The sequence below is a fragment of the Paenibacillus sp. J31TS4 genome (genome assembly GCF_018403265.1).
Lineage (GTDB): Bacteria > Bacillota > Bacilli > Paenibacillales > NBRC-103111 > J31TS4.
Window position 1 is genome coordinate 1 of sequence record NZ_BOSI01000003.1, and the last position, 25,533, is coordinate 25,533.

At 60.8% G+C, this 25,533-nt stretch carries 21 protein-coding genes; 8 read left to right on the plus strand and 13 right to left on the minus strand.

Going from position 1 to position 25,533, the window contains the following annotated elements; translation table 11 throughout:
• On the plus strand, positions 1 to 211 hold a 211-nt coding region (locus tag KJS47_RS15005; protein ID WP_213525894.1), incomplete at its 5' end, for a hypothetical protein.
• A gap of 282 nt (positions 212 to 493) precedes the next feature.
• On the opposite strand, the gene KJS47_RS15010 is transcribed toward KJS47_RS15005, so the two are convergent.
• Complete coding sequence (locus tag KJS47_RS15010; RefSeq protein WP_213525895.1) at positions 494 to 1,627, minus strand: DUF3900 domain-containing protein; 1,134 nt, start codon at positions 1,625 to 1,627, stop codon at positions 494 to 496.
• 242 nt (positions 1,628 to 1,869) lie between these two features.
• Between KJS47_RS15010 and KJS47_RS15015 the strand changes: the two genes are divergently transcribed.
• The 3 genes from KJS47_RS15015 (at position 1,870) to ade (ending at position 6,339) form a co-directional block, all read left to right on the plus strand.
• Positions 1,870 to 3,117: a PucR family transcriptional regulator gene (locus KJS47_RS15015; RefSeq protein WP_249716416.1), complete on the plus strand. Its 1,248-nt coding sequence runs from the start codon at positions 1,870 to 1,872 to the stop codon at positions 3,115 to 3,117.
• Positions 3,118 to 3,247: 130 nt separating this feature from the next.
• The gene (gene ald, locus KJS47_RS15020; RefSeq protein ID WP_213525897.1) at positions 3,248 to 4,381 is read left to right on the plus strand and encodes an alanine dehydrogenase; all 1,134 of its coding nucleotides are present in this window, start codon (positions 3,248 to 3,250) and stop codon (positions 4,379 to 4,381) included.
• Positions 4,382 to 4,548: 167 nt separating this feature from the next.
• A complete protein-coding gene (gene ade / locus KJS47_RS15025; RefSeq protein ID WP_213525898.1) occupies positions 4,549 to 6,339 on the plus strand; it encodes an adenine deaminase in 1,791 nt (596 codons plus the stop codon).
• Between the two features lie 373 nt (positions 6,340 to 6,712).
• Here the strand turns inward: ade and KJS47_RS15030 are convergent, their stop codons facing one another.
• The 9 genes from KJS47_RS15030 to KJS47_RS15070 all read right to left on the minus strand — a co-directional run bounded on the left by KJS47_RS15030 (position 6,713) and on the right by KJS47_RS15070 (position 17,962).
• Positions 6,713 to 8,197, minus strand: coding sequence for an arylsulfatase (locus KJS47_RS15030; RefSeq protein WP_213525899.1), 1,485 nt, complete (start codon positions 8,195 to 8,197; stop codon positions 6,713 to 6,715).
• A 21-nt stretch (positions 8,198 to 8,218) separates the two neighbouring features.
• Complete coding sequence (locus tag KJS47_RS15035) at positions 8,219 to 10,018, minus strand: glycoside hydrolase family 35 protein (RefSeq protein WP_213525900.1); 1,800 nt, start codon at positions 10,016 to 10,018, stop codon at positions 8,219 to 8,221.
• 73 nt (positions 10,019 to 10,091) lie between these two features.
• The gene (locus KJS47_RS15040) at positions 10,092 to 10,925 is read right to left on the minus strand and encodes a carbohydrate ABC transporter permease (protein ID WP_213525901.1); all 834 of its coding nucleotides are present in this window, start codon (positions 10,923 to 10,925) and stop codon (positions 10,092 to 10,094) included.
• Between the two features lie 17 nt (positions 10,926 to 10,942).
• Positions 10,943 to 11,827, minus strand: a complete 885-nt coding sequence (locus KJS47_RS15045) for a carbohydrate ABC transporter permease (protein ID WP_213525902.1) — start codon at positions 11,825 to 11,827, stop codon at positions 10,943 to 10,945.
• A gap of 71 nt (positions 11,828 to 11,898) precedes the next feature.
• The gene (locus tag KJS47_RS15050; RefSeq protein ID WP_213525903.1) at positions 11,899 to 13,281 is read right to left on the minus strand and encodes a carbohydrate ABC transporter substrate-binding protein; all 1,383 of its coding nucleotides are present in this window, start codon (positions 13,279 to 13,281) and stop codon (positions 11,899 to 11,901) included.
• A 99-nt stretch (positions 13,282 to 13,380) separates the two neighbouring features.
• Positions 13,381 to 14,982: a response regulator transcription factor gene (locus tag KJS47_RS15055; RefSeq protein ID WP_213525904.1), complete on the minus strand. Its 1,602-nt coding sequence runs from the start codon at positions 14,980 to 14,982 to the stop codon at positions 13,381 to 13,383.
• Positions 14,975 to 16,774, minus strand: coding sequence for a cache domain-containing sensor histidine kinase (locus KJS47_RS15060; RefSeq protein ID WP_213525905.1), 1,800 nt, complete (start codon positions 16,772 to 16,774; stop codon positions 14,975 to 14,977). The genes KJS47_RS15055 and KJS47_RS15060 overlap by 8 nt, the downstream gene beginning before the upstream one ends.
• 236 nt (positions 16,775 to 17,010) lie before the next feature.
• On the minus strand, positions 17,011 to 17,568 hold the full coding sequence (locus KJS47_RS15065; RefSeq protein WP_213525906.1) for an SLOG family protein: 558 nt from the start codon (positions 17,566 to 17,568) through the stop codon (positions 17,011 to 17,013).
• A gap of 136 nt (positions 17,569 to 17,704) precedes the next feature.
• On the minus strand, positions 17,705 to 17,962 hold the full coding sequence (locus KJS47_RS15070) for a hypothetical protein (protein ID WP_213525907.1): 258 nt from the start codon (positions 17,960 to 17,962) through the stop codon (positions 17,705 to 17,707).
• Between the two features lie 99 nt (positions 17,963 to 18,061).
• Between KJS47_RS15070 and KJS47_RS15075 the strand changes: the two genes are divergently transcribed.
• Positions 18,062 to 18,286, plus strand: coding sequence for a helix-turn-helix domain-containing protein (locus tag KJS47_RS15075; protein WP_213525908.1), 225 nt, complete (start codon positions 18,062 to 18,064; stop codon positions 18,284 to 18,286).
• Between the two features lie 422 nt (positions 18,287 to 18,708).
• Here the strand turns inward: KJS47_RS15075 and KJS47_RS15080 are convergent, their stop codons facing one another.
• The 3 genes from KJS47_RS15080 to KJS47_RS15090 form a co-directional block, all read right to left on the minus strand.
• Positions 18,709 to 20,226, minus strand: a complete 1,518-nt coding sequence (locus KJS47_RS15080) for an ABC transporter permease/substrate-binding protein (protein ID WP_213525909.1) — start codon at positions 20,224 to 20,226, stop codon at positions 18,709 to 18,711.
• On the minus strand, positions 20,223 to 21,242 hold the full coding sequence (locus tag KJS47_RS15085) for an ABC transporter ATP-binding protein (protein ID WP_213525910.1): 1,020 nt from the start codon (positions 21,240 to 21,242) through the stop codon (positions 20,223 to 20,225). Before KJS47_RS15085 ends, KJS47_RS15080 begins: the two co-directional genes overlap by 4 nt.
• A gap of 289 nt (positions 21,243 to 21,531) precedes the next feature.
• A complete protein-coding gene (locus tag KJS47_RS15090) occupies positions 21,532 to 22,479 on the minus strand; it encodes a helix-turn-helix transcriptional regulator (RefSeq protein ID WP_213525911.1) in 948 nt (315 codons plus the stop codon).
• 306 nt (positions 22,480 to 22,785) lie between these two features.
• Between KJS47_RS15090 and KJS47_RS15095 the strand changes: the two genes are divergently transcribed.
• The 3 genes from KJS47_RS15095 (at position 22,786) to KJS47_RS15105 (ending at position 25,531) form a co-directional block, all read left to right on the plus strand.
• A complete protein-coding gene (locus KJS47_RS15095; protein ID WP_213525912.1) occupies positions 22,786 to 23,373 on the plus strand; it encodes a hypothetical protein in 588 nt (195 codons plus the stop codon).
• Between the two features lie 312 nt (positions 23,374 to 23,685).
• Complete coding sequence (locus KJS47_RS15100) at positions 23,686 to 24,744, plus strand: ABC transporter substrate-binding protein (RefSeq protein ID WP_213525913.1); 1,059 nt, start codon at positions 23,686 to 23,688, stop codon at positions 24,742 to 24,744.
• Between the two features lie 7 nt (positions 24,745 to 24,751).
• Positions 24,752 to 25,531 carry an ABC transporter ATP-binding protein gene (locus tag KJS47_RS15105; protein WP_213525914.1) on the plus strand — a complete coding sequence of 260 codons (780 nt, stop codon included), beginning with the start codon at positions 24,752 to 24,754 and terminating at the stop codon, positions 25,529 to 25,531.
• Positions 25,532 to 25,533: the final 2 nt, after the last annotated feature.

Consider the following 25,533-nt stretch of genomic DNA (forward strand, 5'->3'; position numbering starts at 1 on the left):
GAGGATCTTGAAACGTTTTAAAGAAAGAGCGATTCGCTCATTTGTTCAAACAGTTGCAATGGGTTCGAAAACCGCACTGCGCTGGCTTAAATTACTCACTCGTTGTTCAGTTTTCAAAGGGCATTTGTTCTTTCGTTCCGACCGCTTGTCTAACGCGGCAGGAATTTCATTATATCATATTCTCGCCCGCTTTGCAAGCAGTTTTTTTTAGAAGGTTTTTTGTTTCTCAGTGAGAATCAATGTTCTTTCTAATGAAGCTTGCTTGCTTTGCAGTCGCCGTCGTAACGGCCGAGAATTACTTTACCACGTTTATTATTAACTTGGCAAGTAGTTTTTTCTTCCAACTGTTTCGATGATGTTCATCGGCTTCGTGTGCATGTGCACCTCAGCAGCAGCACGAATTACTTTACCATGGACGAAGACACATTGCAAGCAATAATTTTATCGAGCTGGGGTATCCTATAGAAACAAAGCGCCCCGCGGGGCGCCCGACTTATTCCCATGGCGGTGTCTCGTCCGCCCGTTCGGCGTTCTCCGCCGTACGGCCCGGCTTCTCGGCTATCCGCTGCAGAACGCTCTCCAGTTCCTCCGGCTGCAGCAGCTCGACCGGCGAGACTCCTTTTTCGAACTGAAACGTCTCCCCCTCAATCAGTACGACGTATCGGTCCCCCAAACGAGCCAAATGAATCTTGTCCCCATAATCGGAAAGCAGCGCTCGGATGCCGACCCCGTCCAGCTTGAATTTGAGCTCGACATCCGGCTTATGCTCGACCAGCACAGACGCCGCCTCCATAACCTGCTCGTGTCCCCACGTCTCCTGAAGCCTCTCCCGTTTCTCCGTCGCCGCCCATGCCTCCACCCGTTCCTGCTGTTCCCGCCGATCCTCGAGCGTCCTCTCTTCCTCGGGCTGCCCCTCATATTGCGTCTCCATATATTGATGGACCATGGTCACGACATGCTCGTTCATAATCTCCGGGAGCGCCTTCTCATAGGAAACATAGCTGAGAAAATCCTCAAAATAGCGGGCATGCGAAGCCTGGTGGATCTTGAGCTCCTCTTCCTCCAGCATTCCCGGCTCGGGCATATGCGGATATTGAATCGACTTCATATTCCTCGCGCTTATGGCCATGTCCACTTGGGAGATCAGCGTCTTCTCGTCCGAGATCCGGGCGATTTTGGGTTCGAAATCGCACTTCATCACAAACACAAAAGGTTCGTCAAAGTAAGCATTGAGCTTGGCGCTCGCCACGATGAGCGCTCCTCCCCTCACTGCCGGAGTCTCCATATAACTTCGGGCCAGCTCGTCGCAATGCCCGAGGAACTCTTCCTTGGACTCTGCGAACCGGATGCGCTGAAACATATTGTAGTTGGGATTGCTTCCGGCGTCATAGCCGGGTTCGACCACGAACCGGCCGATCTTGGTCGGCGCGTTCTCCGTATTCGGGTTGCGTTCCACCTTGCGTTTGGCGGTCCGCGTAAACTCCCCGTCCAGAAACGGCTTCAACTCGCTCTCCTCGTACTCCTCCCGGCCAAGCGTCTGGTAATGCTTGCAGCGCTTGTCGGCCTGCCCCCCGGCGTCTTCGGCCTGAATGACGAAAAACGATAAATATTGAATGGAAAAGTCCATGACGGCTCCCTCTGCTTCCTTCTGGTTTCGCCGGCGGCATTCGCGGGGATAGAAGATAAAGAGAGACCTACCCCTCGAGTCCGCACGACGCGTATTGTTCATCATACCGGACCGCCGAACGGCTCGTAAACCCACCCTCGCGCCTTTCCGAGAATATGCCGTTTCCAGAGGAAACTGGGAGAAAGCAGGCATTCTCATTTATAATGGGAAGTAACGAAGATCAAAACCGAGGGTGTGGGAGATTGAAGAACAATCGAAAACAGGACGGGTGGGACGACCGCTACGACAGTCTGGAGGAGCTGGCCGACGGAGTCAGCGAACGGCTCGGCTGCCCCGTCACGATCGAGGATGCCGGCAATCGGCTGCTTGCCTACAGCACGCATTCGGGCAGCACGGACTCCGCCCGCATCGCCACCATCATCAGCCGCAGGGTACCGGAGCAGGTGATCGGCTCGCTCTCTCAGGAAGGCATCATGAGCCGGCTGGCGCAGAGCGACGAACCGGTCCGCATCCCCGCCATCCCGTCGATCGGGCTGGGAAGGAGAACCGCCATCGCGATCCGCAAGAACAGCACGCTGCTCGGGTACATTTGGGTGCTGGAGGAATCCAGGACGCTCGACGAATCGGGACTGGCCAGTCTCAAGCAGGCGGCCGGAGCGGCGGCAGGCAAGCTGGAGCGGCACTATACTAAGAAGCGCAAGGAGCTGGAGCGGCGGCAGGATTTTTTTTGGCAGCTGCTGACCGGCGAGTCTCGTCCGGATGAAAGGGTGCGTGCGGAAGCCGAAAAGCTGGGCGTCACGCTGCCGGGCACTTACCGCATCGCGATCGTGCAAGGAGCCACCCGTTTGGAGGAGGTGCTCGGTAAACAATTAAACGAGGCGCTGCCTTCTCTATGGAAAGCCCGTGCTCCTCTCAGCGCTTCCGGCGGCCGGGAATGGATTTGGCTGCTGGAGGAGACGGAGCAGATCCGGACGGCTGCGGCCGCGGATGCCACCGCCGCATGTCTGCGTTCCTTGGCGGATCGATACGGCCTGCAGGGAGGCATGAGTGCGGCGCTCAGCACGGCGTCGTCGGACTACAGCCAGCTTGGCTCGGGATACCGGGAAGCGCAAACCGTGCTGCAGCTGAAAGCCGGCTTCCCCGAGCAGGTGGGCCCGCTGTTCGCCTACGACGATCTCGGGCATTACCGCTGGCTGCCCTATCTCGCCGAGCAAAACCGGCAAGCCCGCTACACGAATCCCTGCCTGGAACGGCTGCGGGCCTACGATGCGGAGCACCACAGCTCGCTGCTTGAGACGCTCGCCGTATTCCTCGCCAAGGATTGCAACGGCAAGGAGGCGGCCGAGGCGCTGCATCTGCACGCCAACTCGCTGAATTATCGTCTCAAGCGGATCGCCGAGATCGGCCGCATCCGGCTGGACAGCATGGATCAGAAGGTGACGCTCTACCTGGATCTGCAGGCGGAGGCCTTCCTGAAGAGAAGCAAATAAGCGCTTGCCGGGCATACTAGGTTTTGTGAAATGCCACAAAAAAAGCGCTTCGCGTTTTACTTTCTTCCCAATGCGAAAAAGCGGTCTCACTTTTATACTTGGATTAGTCAAGCTGAGGAGGCGAACCGCCATGATCATAGGCATTCCGAAGGAAATCAAGAACAACGAAAATCGCGTATCGCTGACGCCCGCCGGGGCGGTCGCGTTCACCAATGCTGGGCACCGCGTGCTCGTCGAGGCGGGAGCCGGCGCAGGGAGCGGCTTTCCCGACGAGGATTATGCTCGCGCCGGAGCGGAGATCGTCGGCACGGCCGCCGAAGCCTGGGACCGGGCCGAGCTCGTCATGAAGGTCAAGGAGCCGCTGCCGGAGGAATACGGGTTTTTCCGCGAGGGGCTCGTCCTGTTCACCTATCTGCATCTTGCTGCGGAACCCAAGCTCGCCCGCGCGCTGACTGCGGCCAAGGTGACCGGCATCGCTTATGAAACGGTAGAGGTGAACCGTACCCTTCCGCTGCTCACTCCGATGAGCGAGGTGGCCGGCCGCATGGCGCCTCAGATAGGAGCCCAGTTCCTTGAGAAGCCGTATGGAGGCAAAGGGATTTTGCTCGGCGGCGTCCCGGGGGTCAAACCGGGCAAGGTGACGATCGTCGGCGGAGGCACGGTCGGCACCAACGCTGCGAAAATCGCCCTTGGCCTGGGAGCGGACGTCACCATTATGGACGTCAACGCCGACCGGCTGCGCCAGCTGAACGATGTGTTCGGTCCTGCTTTGAAAACAGTCGTCTCCGATCCGTTCCATCTCGCGGAAGAAGTCGCGGCGTCGGATCTCGTCATCGGTGCCGTGCTAATCCCCGGTGCCAAGGCGCCGAAGCTCGTCACGGAAGAGATGATCCGGGCAATGAAGCCCGGATCGGTCATCGTGGACGTCGCCGTGGATCAGGGCGGCATCTTTGAGACGGTCGACCGGATCACGACGCACGACGATCCTACCTATACAAAGCATGGCGTCGTCCATTACGCCGTCGCCAACATGCCGGGAGCCGTGCCGCGGACATCCACATTCGCCCTTACCAACGCGACGATGCCTTATGCGCTGCAGCTTGCCAAATATGGCGTGCACGAAGCGGTCAAGCGCAATCCCGCCCTCAAGCTCGGTGTGAACACAGCTGCGGGCTCCGTCACCTATGAAGCGGTGGCGAGGGACCTCGGCCTCTCCTACCTGCCCGTGGAGCAGGCGCTGGAGAAGCAGCCGGCCGGCAGCTAGCCGGAAGAAGCAAAAAAGAGGCTCTTTACCGGACGTAAGTGTCCGGTGGAGGGCCTCATTTTGGTTTTTGTTGGGAAGGCTCGCTCGTTGCTATTTCTCTGCAAGAAGGAGATAATTTGGAGAGCTTTGCTATCTAGATTCTGGACAACGCCAAAGGGGAGAGCAAGATGACGGAAAGAAAACGAAACCCGCTCTACGCGGTCAGCCGGACACTGAGTCAGGTTGCGCTCGGGCAAGCAAAAGCGGACGTCGTGATCAAAAACGGCGTCGTGGTAAACGTATATACCGGCGAGCTGCTGGAAGGAATGGATGTCGCGATTGCCGAAGGGCGGATCGCCTACATAGGACAAGCCGATCACACGATCGGCGACCAAACGCGCGTTGTCGACGCGAACGGACGCTATATCGCCCCCGGCTTCCTCGACGGGCATATGCACGTCGAAAGCACGATGCTCGCGGTCACCGAGTTCTCCAAGGCGGCGCTGGCCAAAGGAACGACCGGCATCTTCATGGACCCGCATGAAATCGCCAACGTGTTCGGCTCGAAGGGCGTTCGCCTCATGCACGAGGAGGGACAGCAGCTGCCGCTGAAGGTGTTCACCACGTTCCCGTCGTGCGTGCCGGCCACGAGCGATCTGGAGGACGCCGGCGCGTCGCTCGAGGTGGAGGACATCCGCGAAGGCTTGACCTGGCCGAATGTGGCCGGCCTTGGCGAGGTGATGAACTTCCCGGGCGTCATCTACGGCGACCCCAAGATGAGCGGCGAAATCGCCGAAACGATCAAAGCGGGCAAGACGGTGACCGGCCACTTCCCGAGCGAGGACGAGCGGGAGCTGCAGGCCTACCTCGCCTCCGGCGTTTCGTCGGACCACGAGACGGTGACGAGGGAGCAGGGGCTGCAAAAGCTGCGGCTCGGCATGCACCTCATGATCCGCGAAGGGTCGGCCTGGCATGACGTCAAGGAAGTGATTAAGGTCATTACCGAGGACAAAGTCGCCACCGACAACATCTCGCTCGTCACCGACGACGTGTACCCGCAGACGCTCGTGGAGAAGGGCCATCTGAACCACGTCGTGCGCCGCGCCATCGAGGAAGGCGTCGACCCGGTGACGGCAATAAAGCTGGTCACCCTGAACGTCGCCCGCTACTTCGGCATGGAACGCGATCTCGGCAGCGTAGCGCCGGGCAAATACGCCGACCTCGTGCTGCTGGACGACTTGAAGGCGATGACGGTCTCCGTGGTTCTGACCGACGGCGAGGTCGTTTACGAGAACGGCCGCCTGGCCGATGTCTTCCCGAAGTTCACTTATCCGGAAGAAATCCGTCAATCCGTGCACTTGAAACGGCCGCTCTCCCCCGAGGATTTTCGACTGCTCAGCCAGCGCCAGGGAGAGACGCGCGTGAACGTCATCAAGGTCATCGAGAACAGCGCGCGGACCGAGAAGATGGAAGCAGTCCTATCGGTCGCGGGAGGTATCATCCAGCCGGATCCGGCACAGGATATTGTCCGGCTCGCCTGCATCGAGCGGCACCGCGGCACCGGCCAGATCTCGCTCGGCTTCTGCCACGGCTTCCAGCTGAAGTCGGGCGCCGTCGCCTCTACCGTAGCGCATGACAGCCACAATCTGCTTGTGATGGGAACGGACGAGGCGGATATGGCGTTGGCGGCGAACGAGCTGGCGAAGCTAGGAGGCGGCATGATTGTCGTGAACCAAGGACAGGTCATCGCCCAGGTGCCGATGGTGATCGCAGGCCTCATGTCGGACAAGCCGCTTGAGGAAGTGGTGGCCGAGGTCAACCGGCTGGCCGAAGCGTGGAAAGAGATCGGCTGCCCGCTCAACGCGCCGTTCATGACGTTCTCGCTGATCGCGCTGCCGGTCATTCCCGAGCTGCGAATTACGAACCGCGGCATCGCGGATGTGACGAAATTCGAGCTGATTCAGACAGAGATTGGCTGATTCGAGGTGGCTTGCCCACTAGGCAGATAGACATCGGCTGATCCGGGGCGGCTTGCCGACTAGGGGATCGGCGGCCATCGGCAGGTCCTATACGGAGCAGAGACACCGGATTACCAACCGGAACAAAAAGAAGCCATCCTTGGCCAAGGATGGCTTCTTTTTTGCTTGTCTACAAGGGACTTTCATACAAGATTGCAACGGGCCCTCGGTCTCCGTATGCGGCCGGCTCAGCGCCGTCAGCCAGCCGATCAGAGCGCGGCAGCTAGCTGATAACCGTCCGGGCGGCCGACTCGGAATGTGGACGCGCTGTCCGTATACCCCTCTTCCGCTCGTCCAGCTCCTCAACGAGCCGGACGCGCAACCCCCAAGCGGGTCAAGGCGAAGCAAGATGGCTCAAAATCGTCCGGGGCGGCCGGCCCGGGATGAGGACGCGGCCGTCCGTATACCCCTCCTCCCGGCCAGCCAGCTCCTCGACGAGCCGGCTGCGCCAGCGGGCCGCCTGCTCCGCATAGGCGGGGTCGGCGATCCGGTCGATCGTCTCGCTGGGATCGGCGGCAAGATCGAACAGCTGCTCCCGGCCGGACTGCGAGAACCAGATATACTTGGTCCGGCCGTCGGTAACGTAATGGTGCGACAGCGGACCCGCTTCATGCTCGCCGTGGATCGCGTCGCGCCATCCGCCTGCCGCTGGCCCCCCCGCTGCATCAGCGCGCAGCAACGGCAGCACGCTCCGGCCGTCCACCGAGTCCGGCACCGGAACGCCGGCCGCGTCGAGCAGCGTCGGCATGATGTCCCGCAGCTCGACGACCCGATCCTCGACCGTCCCGTGACGGATGTCGAGGCAGCCACCCGGATCGCTGACGAGGAACGGCACTTTGGTGCTGCCCTCGTACGGAAGCGATTTGCGGAAGAGATGGTGGTCGCCCAGCAGCTCGCCGTGATCCGAGGCGAATAGAATGACCGTATTCCGGCTGAGCCCGTACTCCTCCAACGCGTTCAGGAAGCGGCCGATCTGGTGATCGATATGCGTAATGAGCGCATAATAGGCCGCCATCGCTTTGCGCAGACGACGCCGAGGCACGATGCCTTCCTTGGTCACCGGGTTCAGGCCGCTGCGCGCCTCATCGTCATGGTCCGCCCATTCGCCGACGACCGGGTCCGGAAAGTCCACTCCGTCATACAAATCGAGGTAAGCCGACGGCGGATCGAGCGGAGAATGCGGCCGCACGAACGACATCCACAGGAAGAACGGCTTGGCCGGGTCGCGGCGGCGGAGGAAGTCGATCGACTGCGTAACGGTCCAGTTCGTCGGATGCAGCTGCTCAGGCAGATGCCAAGGGCGGGCGACCGTCGAAGCGTTGCAGTCGAGACCGAGGTCGAGCAGGTCGGCATCGGCGCCGGCCCGCTCGCGCAGCCAGGGTAGATAGTCGTCGCAGCTGTCGAACGATTCGGCGACCGTATTCGTGTGGCGGTACCGGTTGTGGTGCAAATACCCGTCATGCAGCACGACGTTATGGAAGCCGCACAGGCTGCGCGCCGGGTAGACGTGCATTTTGCCGACGCACTGCGTGTGGTAGCCCGCGCGGGACAGCTCGCCCGGCAGCGTATGCTCGTACGTCCACGGCACCTTCTCCTGGTAGCCGACTCGGCCGTGCGACCGCTGGCTCATACCGGTGAAAATCGCCGCCCGCGCCGGTACGCACGTCGGCGTAGCCGAGTACGCATGCCGGAAGGCGGCTCCCGTCCGGGCGAGCTGGTCGAGATTCGGCGTCTCGACGACCGGGTGGTTCCAATAGCTGAGGCAGTCGGCCCTCATCTGGTCGACGGTGATCAGCAGCAGATTCGGATGCTCGGCCATCGCTTCCCCACTCCCTTCTCCCTACGCTTCCTCTTCCACGAACTGGAGTACGCTCGGATCGACGCCGGCTCCCGCGCCCAGGTCAGGCCGGTCGTCCAGCAGAACAGCCGCCTCCCGCGCGCCGTGCAGCTCCAGCAGCACAAGCTCGTTCTCGCCCTGCTTGAGGAGCGGGCCTGGCACATAAAGCGTCTTTTGCGGGCCCCGCTCCCAATAGCGGCCGAGGTTGAAGCCGTTGACGAAGGCAACGCCCTTGGTCCAGCCGTCAAGCCGCAGGAACGTATCCGCCGCCTCTTCCACGTCGAACCGGCCCCGGTAGAACGCCGGACCGTCGACCGCCTCCCCTTCCTCGCGCGCCTCAAACTTGATGGGCTCCAGCGAATCGAGCGGCAGCGTGTCAATCGTCCAGTGGAACAGAAACTGGTTGTCGAGCCGCACGCCTTCGGTAATGCCTTTGGGGTCCCGGAGAAGAGGCCCGTAATTGACCCGGCCCATGTTCTCGACGAGCAGTGTGAGCGTGGCCCCTCCTTCAGGGATACTGATCTCGAGCGGCTGAGGATTCCAGCGCTCCACCACCCCGGCCGGCTTGCCGTTCAGGAACACCTGGGCCCGGTCGCGCACGTCCTGCAGGACCAGCTGCTGCTTGCGGCGCGGCCCCGATACGAAGGTGGTATAGACGATGAAGCCGTCGTTCTGCCCGAGCCTCTCCATCGGCTCGGGGCAGACGCGCTCGAACCGGGTCGAGAGGCTGCCGAGCTGACCGAACAAGCCGGCCCGCTCCGTCAACCGGACGGTTCCGTAGCGGCGGCGGGTGACCGGCTCCGGCAGAGGCGCCTCGACCGGGCCGAACCGTTTCTCGATGACGCTTCGGATGAGCTTGTACTTCTCGGTCACGTCTCCCCACTCGGTGAGCGGAGCGTCGTAGTCGTAGCTCGTGATCGTCGGCTCATACGTCTTGCTATGGTTCGCGCCGCTGGTGAAGCCGAAGTTCGTGCCGCCGTGGAACATATAAAAGTTGACCGAAGCCCCCGCGTCCAGCATCTCCGCGAAGACGGCGGCCGCATCCGCCGCGTCCCGCGTATGATGCTCCTCCGTCCAGTGGTCGAACCAGCCGTTCCAGTACTCCATGCACATGAGCGGCTCGTCCGGGCGGTATTCGCGGAACTTGGCGAACGATTCCGCGGCCCGCGAGCCGAAGTTAACGGTTGCCAGCACTCCCGGCACCGTCCCGCCCTGCAGCATCTGGTCCGTCGGGCCGTCCGACGTGAACAGGAGGACGTCAACGCCGCGGCGGATCAGCCCTTGGCGCAGGTAATCCAGGTAGGCCGTATCGTTGCCGTAGCTGCCGTATTCGTTCTCGATCTGCATGGCAATTATCGGGCCGCCGTTCGTGCACAGCAGCGGAATCAGTCTGGGAATAAGCTCGTCGTAATAGGCATCCACCTTGGCCAGGAAGGCGGGATCCGAGCAGCGCAGCCGCATCTCCGGATAGCCGAGCAGCCACGCCGGCAGCCCGCCGAACTCCCACTCGGCGCATATGTAAGGGCTCGGCCGGACGATCACGTCCAGTCCAACCTCCGCCGCCGTTTCGATAAAGCCGACGAGGTCCGCCATCCCCTCGAAGCAGAACTGCCCCTCCTTCGGCTCATGCAAGTTCCAGGCGACATACGTCTCCACCGTGTTGAACCCGCACGCCTTCAGCTTGAGCAGCCGGTCGCGCCAATACGCCGGCACGATCCGAAAATAGTGGATAGCTCCGGACAGCACCGTGACGGGCTTCCCGTCCCGGACGAATTGCTTGCCTTCCCATGCGAACGTGGTCATTCTCTGCACTCTCCTTTTGTATTCGAGCATTCGAGATTTTTCTGTCCCCTATCCCATTCGCCGGACAGCGGATTTATCCTTTCAGGCCGCCCATATTCAGGCCCGACGTAATCTTGCGCTGCAGAAGCGAGTAGAGCAGCAGCGTCGGCACCATAACGATGACCAGCGCGGCGAACAGGGCGCCCCAGTCGGTGGCGTAGCGCTGCACCTCCATCAGATAGGCGATGCCGAGCGTCAGCGTCCGCTTGCCCTCCGTCGTGATGAACGACAGCGCCATGATGTACTCGTTCCAGTACGACATGAAGTTGAAGATGACGACGGTGATCAGGCCGGACTGCGCCATCGGCAAGATGATGCGGAACAGGATGCCGTACCGCGAGCAGCCGTCGATCATCGCGGCTTCCTCGTAATCCTTCGAGATGGTCGACAGGAAGCCGATCATGAGAAAGACGGTGAACGGGATCGACGTCGCCGCGTAGACGAGGATGAGCCCGAACCGGTTGTCGAGCAGATGCAGCTGGTTCAGCAGCATGAACAGCGGCACGATTTTGAAGGCGATCGGGAAGAACAGCGCGAGCATGTACAGCTTGCGCAGGCCCCGCAGCCAGCGGGTGTCATACCGCGTAATGACATAGGCCGCCATGAACGAAATCGTGATACAGATCGCCAGCGCCCCGATCGTCACGACTATGGAGTTGAAAAAGTAACTCCCGATGTTCGCTTTCTCGAAGGCGTTGACGTAGTTGGCGATGCTGAAGCTCGTGGGCAGCGACCACGGATTGTCGTAAAATTCGTTGGTTGTCTTGAACGAAGTGGTGACCGTCCAGAACAGCGGATAAATGACGATGACACTGTAAATCAGCAGAAGAATACGGACCGGCCAATTCGACCATGCTTTCGTCTTCATGTCTATGCCCCCTTCGGCTAATATTGAATGGTCTCTCTCTTGGTGAGTAGCTCGCTGAGGAGGGACAGGGCGATGGTAATGCCCAGCATCAGCACGCCTATCGCCATCGCATAGCCGAAGTTGCCGTTGGCGAAGCCTTGCCCGTACATGTAGGTCATCAGAATCTGCGAGCCGTTGTCCGGTCCGCCGGCCGTCATGACGTTGACGTAGGTGAAGCTTTGGTTGAAGACGTTGATCAGGAACAGAATCAGCGTCACCCGCATAACCGTCCAGATGAGCGGCAGCGTAATGAGGCGGAACTGCTGCCATTCGGACGCTCCCTCGAGGTGGGCGACCTCGTACAGATCGGTCGGGATGCCTTCGATTGCCGCGATGTAGATGATCATGTAGTAGCCGACCGCCTGCCACACCATCGGGAAGACGAGCGCCCACATGACGGTGCCCTGCTCGCCGAGCCAGGCGTGCGTCCACTGCTCGAGTCCGACCGCGTTCAATAGCGAGTTGACGATGCCGAACGTCGGGTGGTAGATGAACGACCACAGAATCGAGATGACGACGAGGGCCAGCACGTTCGGGAAGAAGAATACCGTGCGGTAAAAATTGCGCTCCTTGAGCTTTTTGCGCGTCAGCAGCACCGAGAAGAGAACCGCCAGACCCATCGTGAGCACCGGAACCGTCAGCAGCAGGAACAGATTGTTCTTCAGCGCCTTCCAGACGATCTCGTCGCCGAGCATCGTGCGGAAGTTATCGAGCCCGATGAACACCTTCTCGTCGGAGATGCCGCTCCAGCTGTAGAAGGACATGAGAAGAGCCTGTGCAAACGGATAAAAGACAAAGACCGCAGCCAAGAGGAGGGCCGGCAGCGTGCAGACCCAGATGAACGACCGTTCGCCGGATTTCACTTGCGTATCACTCCCTATCCAAGGAATAAGAATCCGGTGGAGAAGGGCCCCCACCGGAATCGATCGTTAGCCTATTGACCTGATTTCGCCAAGACGTCCCGGAGCTTGCCGAACGCTTTCTCGACGCGCTCCACCCACTGATCGACCGTCATGTTCTTGTTCATGACCGAGCTGATCGGCTGGAACACCTCTTCCTGTATCTTGACCTCCGTCTTGGGGGTCACCTTCCATTGGAAGTTGAGGGGCTTAACGCCCTGGTCGAAAATCTTCACCGAGTCGTACACCGATTTCGGAACGAACTCCTTCGCATATTCCGCTCCGTTCTTGACCGCCACAATGCCGGTAGACTTCTCGGAGTTCAGCTTCACGTTGTCTTCCTTGTACATGTACTTGATGAATTCCTTGGCGAGATCGGGGTTCTTCGACTTTTTGGGAATGTACATCGATTCGAAGCCGGTCATTGTGTATTTTTGCTCGCCCTTGGCGAACACCGGCGGTGCCATGAATCCGTATTGGAAGCCTTCTTCCCGCGGCGCATCCTTCATCTCGCCCTCGAACCAGTTGCCGTTCGTGATGAAAAGCGCCTTGCCCTTCAGAAACTCGGTCTGCGCCTGCGTATGGTTGAGCGCGACGGTGCCCGGCATCAGGTAACCTTTTTGCGAGATCTGCTCGAAGATGTTCAGCACCTTGCGGACGTTCTCGTTCTTGAAGGACCCTTCCTCGTAATTCGTAATCTTGTCGATCTGCTCCATCCCGCTCACCGATGCGATAGCCGGCCAGAGGATCGATTCGTTATAGCCGGGCGACGTCCCTTGGTAAGCATAGAGGGAGCGTCCTTCCTTCTTGGCCGTTTCGCCGAGCGCAAGGAACTCGTCCCACGTCTCCGGCACCTTCCAGCCTTTCTGCTCGAACAGCGTCTTGTTGTACCACATGCCCTGGGTCGTCACATACAGTGGGGCGTAGTAGATCTTGCCGTCCCCATAGGGCTTCGTATATTCCAACAGGCCGTCCGTGATAACATCCTTGAGCGGAACGTCCTTGTCCAGCGCTTTGCTCTCGAACACATCCGTCAAATCCATGATCGCCTTGTCGGAGATGAGCGAACGTACCGTCCCGGACGGCTCGCTCTCCGGCGCATAGATGACGTCCGGCGGATTGCCCGCCACGAGCTGCGGCTTCACGACGTCCATGATCTTCGGATTCGAGGTCATCTCCACCTTCACTCCTGGATAATCGGCCTCGAATTTCTTCACGACTTCTTCCCAATACGCTTTGCCGTAACCGCCTTCAAACACGGCTACCTTCAACTGCTTGTTCGTAAATTTGCCGTCGCCTGCAGCCGCTCCGGTGGAACCGTTCTGCTCCGGCGCCTTGCTGCCGCAGCCGGCCGCGAGTCCGACCGCCAGCACCGTCAGTCCGAGTCTGGAGCTCCATTTGACCAGTGGATGTTTCATCGTGACCCCCACTTTCCCTTCCTTGTGTCTCTCCTCTACATCGTAAGGGAGGCGGGCCTTTCGGACCATGAAGAGCCTTGACGCAAGTCTGGACGATTTTTACTTCCGCAGGCTTTTGCGGTAGTCTGTCGGACTCTGTCCGTAATAGCGGTTGAACAGCCGGTTGAAATAAAACGGATCGTCGATCCCGACCTCCTCGGCGATCTCCTTGACCGTCCGGTCCGGGTCGCGGAGCAGCGTGCGCGCCTTCTCCAGCTTCAGCTGATGCATGGATTCCACAATCGTCTTGCCCGTCTCCTGCTTGAACAGCCGGGACAGATAGCTCTCGTTCATGTTCACCTCGGCTGCCAGCATGGCCAGCGTCACCTTCTCTCCAATCCGCTCCTTGAGGAAGGCGATCACCTGGTTGATCTCCTTGCGGTAGCTGGAGCGCTTGGCCGCCTCCAGCCGGCCGGCGGCCTCGCGGACCGCTTCGGCAAGCAGCTCGCCGACCTGGGCGAGCGTCTCGGTCCGTGCCAGCCGCTCCGTCGTCTCCCGGTTCTCGAATGAGGCGTCCCCCCACTCCATGAGGAGCTTCTGCCAGTCCGCGAGAAGGAGAGTGCCCATCTGCTTGACGGCCTCCGGGTCAAGCCGCTCCCGGCGGGCCCGCTCCCAAAGTGAAAGCAGCGTCTCCTCGGCCTCGTCCGGCCGGCCGCCGTCGAGAGCATGGCGCACCTCCTCCATGACGGCGGGGATACCGTCCAGCATTTCCCGGCGCCCTTCCTCCGCCTCGGCGGCATGGTAGACACTGCCGGTCTCCCGGTAGAACCGCTGTTTCATGAGCCGCAGGCACTGCCGGTAAGCAGCCCCCAGCTCCTCAGCCGTTCCGAACCGGCCGCTCACCGCGGCGCTGACGCTAAGGTTGAGATAGAGCTTCAGCATGGAAACGATACGCTCGGCGAACGCAAGCTGCCGCTCCCGGTCTTCGTTCCCCGCGGTCCGGTAGACGACCACGAACTGCCGGGGAGACAGCTCCGCTACGGAGACGCCCGATGGGTCGTTCGCCAGCTCCGCCACGATGTTATGGATCGAGAAGCCGAGCAGCTGCTTGTCCTTGATCTTGCCCTGCCGTAGCGCCGCCTCGTACTGCTCGATGTACAAATATAACAGATAGCCCCCGTCCGATCCGTCCAACGCAACGCCGAGCCTCTCCGCCTCGCGCCGCAGCCGGTCCGGCGGCAGCTCCTCAAGGAGCAGCTGACGGTAATACTGGTTGACGGCCAGCCGGCGGGTCTCCCGCCAATGGGCCTGCAGCTGCCACTGCTTCTCCTGCTCGCTCCTCTCCTCCTTGAGCTGCTCAGCGACCTTGGCCAGCAGGCCGATCAGCTCCTCCGGCTCCAGCGTTACCTTGAGCAGGTAATCCATGGCGCCGAGCTTCATCGCCTCCCGGACGAGTTCGTATTCGCCGTAGCTGCTCAGGACAATTGTCTTGCCCGAAAAGCCCCTCTCCTTAAGCCGGCGAAGCAGCTCCAATCCGTCCATGACCGGCATCTTGAGGTCCGAGATGACGATATCCGGAGCCTCCTTATCGAAGAGGGCGAGCGCCTCCGCTCCGTTGGAGGCCGAGCCCAGGAAGGCAAAGCCGTGCCGCTCCCACGGCACGATCGTCTTCAGCGTAATCCGGACGATCGCCTCGTCGTCGACTACCAGCACTTTATGCATCCGTCTCCTCCTCCTTCCACATGCAGGGAATCCTCGCCGTGACCTCGGTCCCTCTCCCCTGCTCGCTCTGTATGTTTAATCCGTACGCTTCCCCGTAATGCAGCCGCAGCCGCTCGTCGACGTTGCTCACCCCGATGCCGGCCAGACGCCGGTCCGCTTTCTCGCTGAGCAGCCCTTCCCGGGTCGCCTCGTCCATTCCTTTGCCATTGTCCGTCACCGTCAAGAGAAGCAGGTCGTCCTCCTTCTGGGCGGCAATCGTGATCAGCCCTTTGCCCTCCTGGCCTTCGAGCCCGTGCAGCAGGGCGTTCTCCACGATCGGCTGGAGCATGAACTTGAGCACCAGGCAGTCCTCGAGCGGCTCGGGAATGTCGATGACGAGCTCGAAGGCGTTGCCGTACCGGATCCGCTGGATCGTCAAATAGTTGTCCACGTTGCGTATCTCCTGGCGGAGCGGCACGAGCTCCACCTGGTCCACGATCGTCGAGCGCAGCAGCTCGGCGAGCGCGCCCAGTCCCCGGCTGACGTTGTCCGCCTGGCTCAGCATGGCGGTGAACCGGAGCGAATTGAGCGTGTTGAACAGAAAATGCGGGTTGATCTGCGCCTGCAGCATCTGCAGCTCCGCCTCCCGCTTCCTCTGCTGCACCCGCGTAATCTGGGCGATCAGCCGGCGCGTCTCCGCCAGCATCCGCTGGAACGTGCGGGACAGATAGCCGAGCTCGTCCTTGTGTTCCTCCGCGACGTCGACCTCCAGATTGCCGCGGGTCACCTCCTTCATGCCGCCGACGAGCCGCCGCAGCGGCTGCGAAATCGTCGACGCCACCAGGTAGGCGACGGCGATGCAAACGAGAATGAGAGCGAGACCGATGGCCGTGATCGTCCATTTGAGCCGGTTGGACTCCGCATTCAGATAAGTGAACGGAATGCGGCCGACCAGGTACCAGTCGCTGATCAGGTCGTAGGAGTAAGCGATCAGATATCGTCCCGTCTCGGTCCGGATCGGGAACGCGCTGCGCTCCTCGTCGCGGTGCGCGGTCATCTCCTGCAGCAGGCCGCGTTCCTCCGGCAGCTGACCGAGCGCGGCGTCCGGCCGGCTCGCGTACAGCATCGTGCCGTCGCTGTCCAGCAGCGAGAGCGCCGCGCCCTCGCCCATGTCAATATTCTCGAACGCCGAGTTGAAGTAGGCGTGGTCGATGGCGATGAAGACGTAGCCTAGGGGCGGATTGCCGTCGGACAGCCGGTTGAACTCCCGGGCGTACAGCACGCAGTCGCTGCCCCGCAGCGTCTTGGTGTAGGTCCAGATGTCGCGGGCCTCGTCGTCCTCGATCCGGCTGAGCGCGCGGCTAACCTCCTTGTCCTGCAGTCCGTCGTAGCCGAGATCGTACAGCAGCTCCCCCTTCATCGTATAGATGCGCATCGACTTGATATGCTCCAGAATGGAGCCTTTCTCGGACACCAGCTTGTCGATCTCCCAGGACGTGGACGCCTTCTGCCATTCCATCAGCTCGCCGAAGTGGACGAGTGCGTTCTGAACGGCCGGCTGGTACACGATCTGGTCGGTGAGCGTTTCGATTTTTTTGGCTTCGCCGCGCACGGTTTTCTGCAGCTGGTGGAGAATCTCGTTCGAATATGTCCCAATCTTGTCCTGCATCGCGGCGTTCGACTGCCGGTAGGAAGCGGTTCCAATAATGACGAGCGGCACGATCGACAGGAGCAGAAAGCAGAGCAGCAGCCGCTGGGGAATGCTCGAGGAGCGGAACAGGCGGACGAGCAGCCGCCGGGCTTTCGTTAGCATGGTGACTCCCTCTCTTTCTCTCTCACGGCAGGTGGTCGTTGCTTCTAAGCCTATGATAGAAGATCTCGGCCCCTCCGACACGGTCAAAAATTGGCAGGCAGGAGAGGGAAAGGAAGAAACGCAAAAAAGCCCCAGTTCGACTAGGGCTTGGAAAGGGAGGCTTCACACCCTGCCTGCGGCTGTGCAAAACGAAGCGGCCTTGTAACGAAACATCCCTATGTTATTCGTTTGTTCCGCTACTCATACGCCTCCATCGCTTCCTCGTCGGCGATACTCTGAATCTCCTCGAGCGTGATCGCTATATAGCGGTAATCGCCCTCCGCCTGCTTCTTCAAGGCGGCGGCCTTCATATACTTGGGGCTTCCCTCCGCCGCCTCCTCGTCGTAGACGAGAAGAGCGCCCTCAGACTTGCGAAGCAGCAGCTCGTCCCGCGCCCGCAGCTGCCAGACGCCGCTGTACGGCTGCTTGCTGACGAGGCCGTAGAAGTCGACCCGGCGGGTTAGATTCCGGTAATACTCCTGCTTCTCCTCCTTCCACTTCTCCTCCGGGTTCGCATAGGCCGACAGGATGGAGACCTTCAGATGCGGGTAGTCTGCCTTCAACTCCAGGGCCGCTTCGCACGCCCACAAATCGACCCCGTACTGCCCGGGCGTCAGCACCCATTCGAGCCCCTCGTCCAGCAGAGGACGCAGCCGGGACTGAATCGCCTTCTTGATGTAGCGGATGCCGGGATGCTTGTCGTCAAAAATATTCAGCTCGTGGGCTCGATACCCGGTAACCAGCAGATTATTCATCGCAAGCGAACTCCTTCATTCGAGAGCGGCCGCGCGCTCCCGCTGTGTAGAACCACCTTACACCAATCCGCCCCGCCTTACAACCGGGGAGAGCATTGGAGCTTACGCAGCCGCTGGCTCCACTTTGCTTCGCGTACTAGCGATTCGCCTGCAGATAGCGCAGGAGCCGCATACCGTCCTGCACCCCTTTGTAGTAAAACCATTGGTTTTGCCGGTCCTCCTGCTCGCCCTGCATCGCCAGCCATTCCCGGTACAGCCGCAGCTCTTCCTCCGCCAGCAAAGCCGCCAGCTCCTCCGTCCCTGTCTTCCCTGCCCCAAGCGGCTTCCATCTCTCGGAATCCGCCGCCAAATTATCATATCGCCTCACAATCGCCTCGGTGATCCAATTATCCAATTGTCTCCCTCCTCGCTTCTCGCATAATTGACTCTACAAAAAACGGTACCATATAATGGATAGTGCTATGGTACGCGAAGGCGTAATACAAAGGTCCCTATGGCCAAAAAAGTGATCGTGAATATATCCCGGCTGACCCGTCAGCACAACATCTCGCTGCGCGAGCTGTCCCGGCTCTCGGACGTGCGCCATGCGGCGCTCAGCGAGCTGGCCAACGGAAAGCGCAGCAGCATCAATTTCTCCCATATCGAAAAAATCGCCGATGCTCTCGGCATCAGCGACATTCGCGAGATTATCGATCTCGTGGAGGAATTCGAGGAATAGTCGAAAGCCGTCCGGCCCTGGACGGCTTTTTTTGCATGGCGGCGAAGCGGCCTGTGCGGACGGGGTATCGCATGTAGGCGGTGAGGGGGGTACCGTACGTAGGCAGGTGAGCGGGCACGCTCGTGGGCGGTGGGCGGGGGGCCACAAGCAGGCGGTGAGAGGGCTGCCTCTTGCGGGCAGTGGGCGGGGTATCGCATGTAGGCGGTGAGGGATCACCTCACGCTGATGGTGAGCGGGCACCTCACGTGGGCGGTGGGCGATTACCACTTGTAGGCGGTGAGGGGGCTGCCGCTCGCGGGCAGTGGGCGGGGTATCGCGAGCTGGCGGGTGAGCGGGGCACCCAGGCAGTGAGCGAGTTGTCGCTCCTGCCTTGTACGTGCGGAGGAAGAGAGTCCGGGGCCCACGAGCCGAAGGACTGCCACTCAAGGCAGCAGCCCTGCCTCCCACAAATACGTCCGCGCGGTCTCTTCCGCAGACGCGCCCTCCACATTCACCTTGTAGTTCATTCCGCGCATCTCCTCGTCGGTGATGAGGCCGGCCAGCCGGCCCAGCACGTCCCGCAGCTCGGGATGCCGCTCCAACGTCTCCTTGCGAAGCAGCGGCGCTCCCTGGTAAGGCGGGAACAGGCCCCGGTCGTCCTCCAGCATCTTGAGCCCGTACTGCTGCAGTTCGCTGTCGGTGGAGTAAGCGTCCACGAGTTGGATGTCGCCAGACTGGATCGCCTGGTAGCGGATCTTTGGCTCCATCTTGGCGATTCGGGCCAGCTCGATGCCGTATCGCTTTTGGATGCCCCGGTAGCCGTCCTCGCGGTCAGCGAATTCCAGTGTGAAGCCCGCCGCTATCGTGCTTTGCACCTTCTTCAGATCCGAGATCGTTCGGAGCCCTTGCGCTTCGGCAAACGCGGCCGGCATGGCCAGCGCGTATGTGTTGTTGTAGGCCATCGGGGCCAGCAGCTCCATGCCGAACCGTTCCGCCATACCCGCCCGCGCCTGCTCGTACACCTGCTTTCGGTCGGTACTGATGGGCGGCTCCTTCAGAAATTCCGAGATCGCCGTCCCCGTAAATTCGGGGTACAGGTCGATGTCGCCACTCTGCAGCGCTTTGAACAGAAACGACGTTTTGCCGAGCCCCGGCTTCAACTCAACCCGAAGGTCGGTGTTCTCCTCGATCAACAATCGGTACATCTGAATCAGGATCTCCGGCTCTGCACCCAGCTTGCCGGCCACGACAAGCCGGTTGTCTTTCGACCCGCCCAGGAGCGGAGCCGCGGCGATCACCGCAACCAGCAGCACTGCCGCGGCGGCCCCAGGCACAAGCCGCCGAACACCGAGCCGGCCCAGCCCCCGCAGCAGCAGATCGAACAGAAGCGCAAGCAGCGCGGCCGGAATCGCCCCGAGCAAAAGGAGCGCCGTGTCGTTCCGGTCGATGCCGAGCAGGATGAGGTCGCCGAGACCGCCCGCGCCGATAAGGGCAGCGAGCGTCGCCGTGCTGATGATGAGCACGGTGGCGGTCCGGATGCCGGCGAGAATAACCGAGGCGGCGAGTGGCAGCTCGACTTTGAACAGCCGTTTACGGCTGTTCATGCCCATCGCCTCCGCCGCCTCGATCAGAGCGGGATCCACCTCGCGGATGCCGGTGTACGTGTTGCGCAATATCGGCAGCAGCGCATAGAGCACGAGCGCGATGACCGCCGGCAGCTTGCCGATGCCGAGCAGCGGGATCATCATGCCGAGCAGTGCGAGAGACGGAATCGTCTGGAGTACGGAGGCCACCCCGATAACGGCTTCTGCCGCCCGCGGCCGTCTCGACAGCCAGATGCCGAGCGGCAGCGCGAGCAGCACGGCGAATACAAGAGCAAGGAACGACAGCACCAGATGGGCGGCAATCGCCCCGGCCAGCTGGGATTGGCGCTCCTGCAGCACGTCCAGCAGCACGTTCATCGGCTCTCCTCCTCCCGCAACCGGTCCGCGAGGAAGCGGAGCAGCTCCCGCCTCGAGATCGTCCCGAGGCAGCGATCGTCCTCGTGCACTGCCAGCTCTTCCTCCTCGGCGAGCAGCTCAAGCGCGTCCCGGAGCGGCAGCTCCGCCGAGACGACGCGAACGGAGCGTGCGGTGCCCCTGCCGTCGGACACTTGTCCGGTCGCGGCCGGCGCCTCTCCGCCGCTCATCGCGTCCCCTGCCGCGGGGAGCCGCCGGAGCACCTCGCCGATGGAGAGGCTTCCGGCCACGGCACCCGGTCCGGCGCCGACGAACCGCTCGGCAAAGGCGTTCGCCGGGCGGGTCCGGAAGCCCGCCGGGGTGTCGACCTGCACGACGCGGCCTTCGTTCATCAGGCAAATCCGGTCCCCCAGCTTAAGCGCTTCCTGCATATCGTGCGTAACGAAGACAATCGTCTTACGGATCGTCCTCTGCAAGTCGACGAGGTCGTTCTGCAGCTTTTCCCGGCTGAGCGGGTCGAGCGCGCTGAACGGCTCGTCCATCAGCAAAATTTGCGGGTCAGCCGCCAGCGCCCGGGCGACACCGACTCGCTGCTGCTGGCCGCCCGACAGCTCCGCCGGCCGGCGCGTCCGGTAGTCCGACGGCTCGAGGCCGACCATGGCGAGCAGCTCGTCCACCCGTGCTCGAATGCGGCGCTTGTCCCAGCCCTTCAGCTCCGGGACTATAGCAATATTCTCCCCGATGGTCAGATGGGGGAAAAGCGCGATTTGCTGGAGCACATACCCAATGTTCCAGCGGAGCTCGTATACGTCGTATTCGTCGACGGAACGGCCCGCAATCCGCAGCTCGCCCTCCGTGCGGGGAATGAGCCGGTTGATCAGCTTGAGCGTCGTCGTCTTACCGCAGCCGCTCGGCCCGATCAGAACGAAGAACTCGCCCTCTTCTATCTTCAAATCCAGCGCATGCAAGGCCGGTTCCTGCCCGGGATAGCGCTTGACCACCCGTTCGAATTCGATCATTGCCAGCCTCCTCCATGCAGGCAGCCGCCTCGGCTCCGAGACTGCCCGTCTAGGGACAAGGACGCCTCATTCGCTCCTTTCGCCCCTGCTTTCTATCTCTCTCTATTAGTATGGAGCAGATACGGAGCCGCGAAACAGAATGGAGAAAAATAGCCGGGAGGGTCGGACTAACGGAGCCGGGAACGGTCGCAAGCGGCGGGCCGCACAAGAGTTCGGCGCCGGACCGGCCCACCGAGCAACTAGCCACACCAAGCGTAATGCCGGTGTCCCTTTCGGATTACACCGGCCATCAAGAGGAACCGTAGTGGGCCGCCAGCTCAGTTAGTTCCTGCCGGATTGCCCCCAGCAGCTCCGGCGGTCCGTTGACCGTCACGTCCTTCCCCAGGCGGAGGAAGAACCGGGCGAAGAACGGGAGATCCTGTCTCGAGACGGTGCCTTCGAGCCAGCCGGTACCATCCTCGCGGATATGGAGCCTGGGCTCCTGCCAAGGCTCCGCCTCGCAAACCTCGACCCCCGCTGGGGTCAGCTCGACCACGAGCCGGATGGTGTCCAGGGCTTTCGACCGGCTCTCATTCCGATTGCCCAGGTGCAAATGCCGAAGATCCAGCGGTTCTGTGGCCGCATGCTTAACTTCCCGGATGCGGTCGCACCGGAACACACGCATCTCTCTGCGCTCGAACGAATAGGCGGGACAGTACCAAAGGCCATTCCTTGTATAGATTCCAATCGGCTGGATTTCCCGCTCCGTCCGGCCTTCCTTTGTCTCATACTCGATGAGCAGCACCTTTTGCTCGACGGCCGCGTCCAGCAGCAGGGACAAATGCGGCGAGCTGGCCCGCCGGGCAGGCGTAACGAACTCCACGCGGTCCTTCATCAGATCGATCCGGCTTCTGACATCCTCCGGCAGATAAGCATAAAATTTGTTCAAGACCGACGATGCTTCCGCTTCAAAGGGGAGCGAGGAATAAGGACGCAGAGCATGAATGGCAAAAAAGACGGCGGCCGCTTCTTTCTCGGTGAAGGCGATAGGCGGCAGAAGCCTTCGGTTCAAAACCCGGTACCCGCCGTGAGGACCTACCTCCGCATACAAAGGCACCCCTAACTCGCTCAGCTCCTGCAGGTCTCGCAGGATCGTTCTGGACGACACCCCGAATTCCCGCGCTAGCTCCTTTACCGTAAAGGTACGCTTCCGATTGACGGTGAGCATCATCTCCACAAGCCGCTGCGATTTGGGCATACTGGTTCTCCTTTGATTGTTCTCTAGAATCATGACAGATCTTGTCACTATTATCCGGCAGAATGGCGAGCATAGCCAGTCCATTCGAGGCGTTGAGCTTTCCATTTGAACGGTTTGACACGCTATCTTATCTTCCTCTCGGGAAAAAAAGCGCGGCCCCCTCTTCTGCTGTACGGCCATGCCGATTGCTGGAGCGACTGGCCTAACAAAAAAACTCCTCCTCTCCTCCCCAAAGCTGGCTGAATGGGTGCGCATCCGGTTAAATAGTGAAGAGTGCGTCCATTGACTGGGAAAGGAGAGAACGCCATGATGACCCGCCAAGCCAGAAAATACAATGGCATGGTCCTCCTGTACGGCTACCTCCAGAGACTGTTCGTCTCGGAGCGCATCCAGGAAATGCTGGAGTACGAGCCGTCCGAGGAAGCCCGCCAAAGTTTGACCGCATCGCTCGACACACTGACTCCGCTGCTGCGTGACTTTGATCCAGCACGCCCGCTTACGCTCGAAGCGGAGACGCGGCTGCTTGCCATCTTGGACGAGCTGGAGCCGGCACTGGACCGCTACGAGGAGATGATCACACCCGGCGCGCGCTTCGAGCCCATGCTCATCGTCGCCGCCTCGACGCTCTATGCGGAGGAACACATCAACCAGGGGCTCGTCCATTGGGGCAAGCATTTCGACCCAACGGCTGAGGATCGGTACAGACAGCAGGTCCCCCGGCTGCGCAGCCGGGTAGGCAGCGTAACGGAAATCGTGAAAAAGGTATCCGAAGGAATCCCGCTGTCGGCGGACGATCACGCCGAGATCGATCGGTGGTACGGCGACGTTCTCCGCAATCGGGACGGCATCCGCTCGGATGCGGAGAAGATTCGCGAGCTGCTGAAGGCCGAGTAGGTAAGCGATTGGCCGACGTGGTTGGGATATGCCGCGGGCCAGCATCGTTGAATCGGCCGAGACTTAGCTAGACCAAAAAACGAACCTTGCGGTCCCCTGTATTCGGCGATCGGCCAGCTTTGCTGCACCATAAACGAACGAGACGCCCGGCACGTGCCGGGCGTCTTTATTTTGCCGGGGCTTCTGGTTAGCAGCTGCCTAAGACTTTTCTCGCGAAAATTATACGCTGTTTAAATTTTCTAAAAGGATTTTGCCCATTTCTGTCGAATTGTGTAGGTTTAGCAGTACATATCGCATCATGGAGGGTTAGGAATGAAGAAGAACACCACATTATTGCTTGCTGTTCTGCTGGTCTTGGCTACTGTGCTAAGCGCCTGCGGTAACAAGGACAAATCCGCCGAGGGAGCCTCCGGCTCGGGTACCACGGCCAAGCCCGTAAAGCTGGAGATCGGCATGCTCAAGTTGACCAGCTCCGCGCCACTGTTCATCGCGCTGGAGAAAGGCTTTTTCAAAGATGAAGGAATCGAAGCCGACGTGAAATGGTTCGATGCGGCCCAGCCGATCGCCGTCGCCACCGCTTCGGGAAGCGTCGACGTCGGAGCGACCGGCATTACCGCGAGCCTGTTCAATATGATCGCCGGCGGCCAAAAGCTGCTGATCGTCGCCGACAAAGGTCGGGAGCAAAAGGGCTTCTCGTCCTCCGCCCTCCTCGTCCATAAGGATTCCTCGATCGCATCCGTCAAGGATCTTAAGGGCAAGAAGATCGGCATCACCCAGACCGGTTCCACGTTCCACTACATGGCTGGCCGCCTGCTGGAGAAGTACGGACTGTCGCTCGCCGACGTCGAGCTCGTGCCGCTCGGCAAAGTGAACGCCATGATGGAGACGCTCAAGAGCAAGCAGGTCGACGCCGTGCTGCTGAACGAGCCGAACATTACGGCCGTCGTGAAGGAAGGCTACGGCAAGGTTATTTCCCAGGTGGGCGACGAGATCGACTACCAGACATCGGGCGTCTTTTTCTCGCAGAAGTTCGCGGACAACCGCGACGCCGCCGTCCGGTTCATGAAGGCGTACGCCAAAGCGTCCCGCTACTACTATGACGCCGTACTCGTACAGAAGGATGGCAAGCCCGCACCGGGAGCCAACTACGACGAAGTCATCAACATCATCGCCAAGTACACGGACCAGCCGGCGGAGAACATCAAGCTCGGCCTGCCGTACATGGACCGCGACGGCAAGCTGTTCGCCGATGACATCAAAACCCAGGTGGACTGGTATTTCAAGAATCAAATGATCGAGAAGGCCGTCGACGCCAAGTCGATCGTCAACACCGAACTGCTGGACGAAGCGCTCAAGGCGCTGGGGAAGTGAGGCCGCTATGAGAGTAGTGGTCGACGGAGTCAGCAAGACGTTTCGTGACAAGAAAGGCAAGGAAGTGACGGCGCTCAGCCAGATCGACTTCGCCATCAACAAGGAAGAATTCGTCGTCCTGGTCGGTCCGAGCGGCTGCGGCAAATCCACGCTGCTCAACATTGTCGGAGGGCTGCTCTCTCCAACGGAAGGCGGCGTCTACTTCGAAGGCCTGTCCGCTAAGCAGGACGATCCGCGGCTCGGCATCGTCTTCCAAGAGATCGCTCTGTTCCCATGGCGCACCGTCATCGACAACATCGCCTTCGGGCTGGAGGAGATGGGCGTCGGCAAAAAGGAGCGGCTCGAGAAGGCCAAGGTCTACCTCGACATGGTCGGACTGACCGGGTTCGAGCAGGCGTATCCGAAGCAGCTGTCCGGCGGCATGCGGCAGCGGGCGGGCATCGCCCGGGCGCTCGCCATCGAGCCCGATCTGCTGCTCATGGACGAACCGTTCTCCGCGCTCGACGCGCAGACGCGGACGCTCATGCAAGAGGAGCTGCTCACCATCTGGAGCCGCACCCGTCTCAGCACGCTGTACGTTACGCACAACATTTCGGAGGCCGTCTATCTCGCCGACCGCGTGGTCGTGCTGTCGCGCCATCCCGGGCGGATCAAGGAGATCATCCCGATCGACCTGCCCAAAGCGGGACGGGACAGCGAGGAGTTTCGCGTTCCGTTCGACGATTATGTCAAGCAAATCTGGAACCTCATCCGGCAAGAAGCCGAGGATGCGCTCAAGGAGGGCTAGCA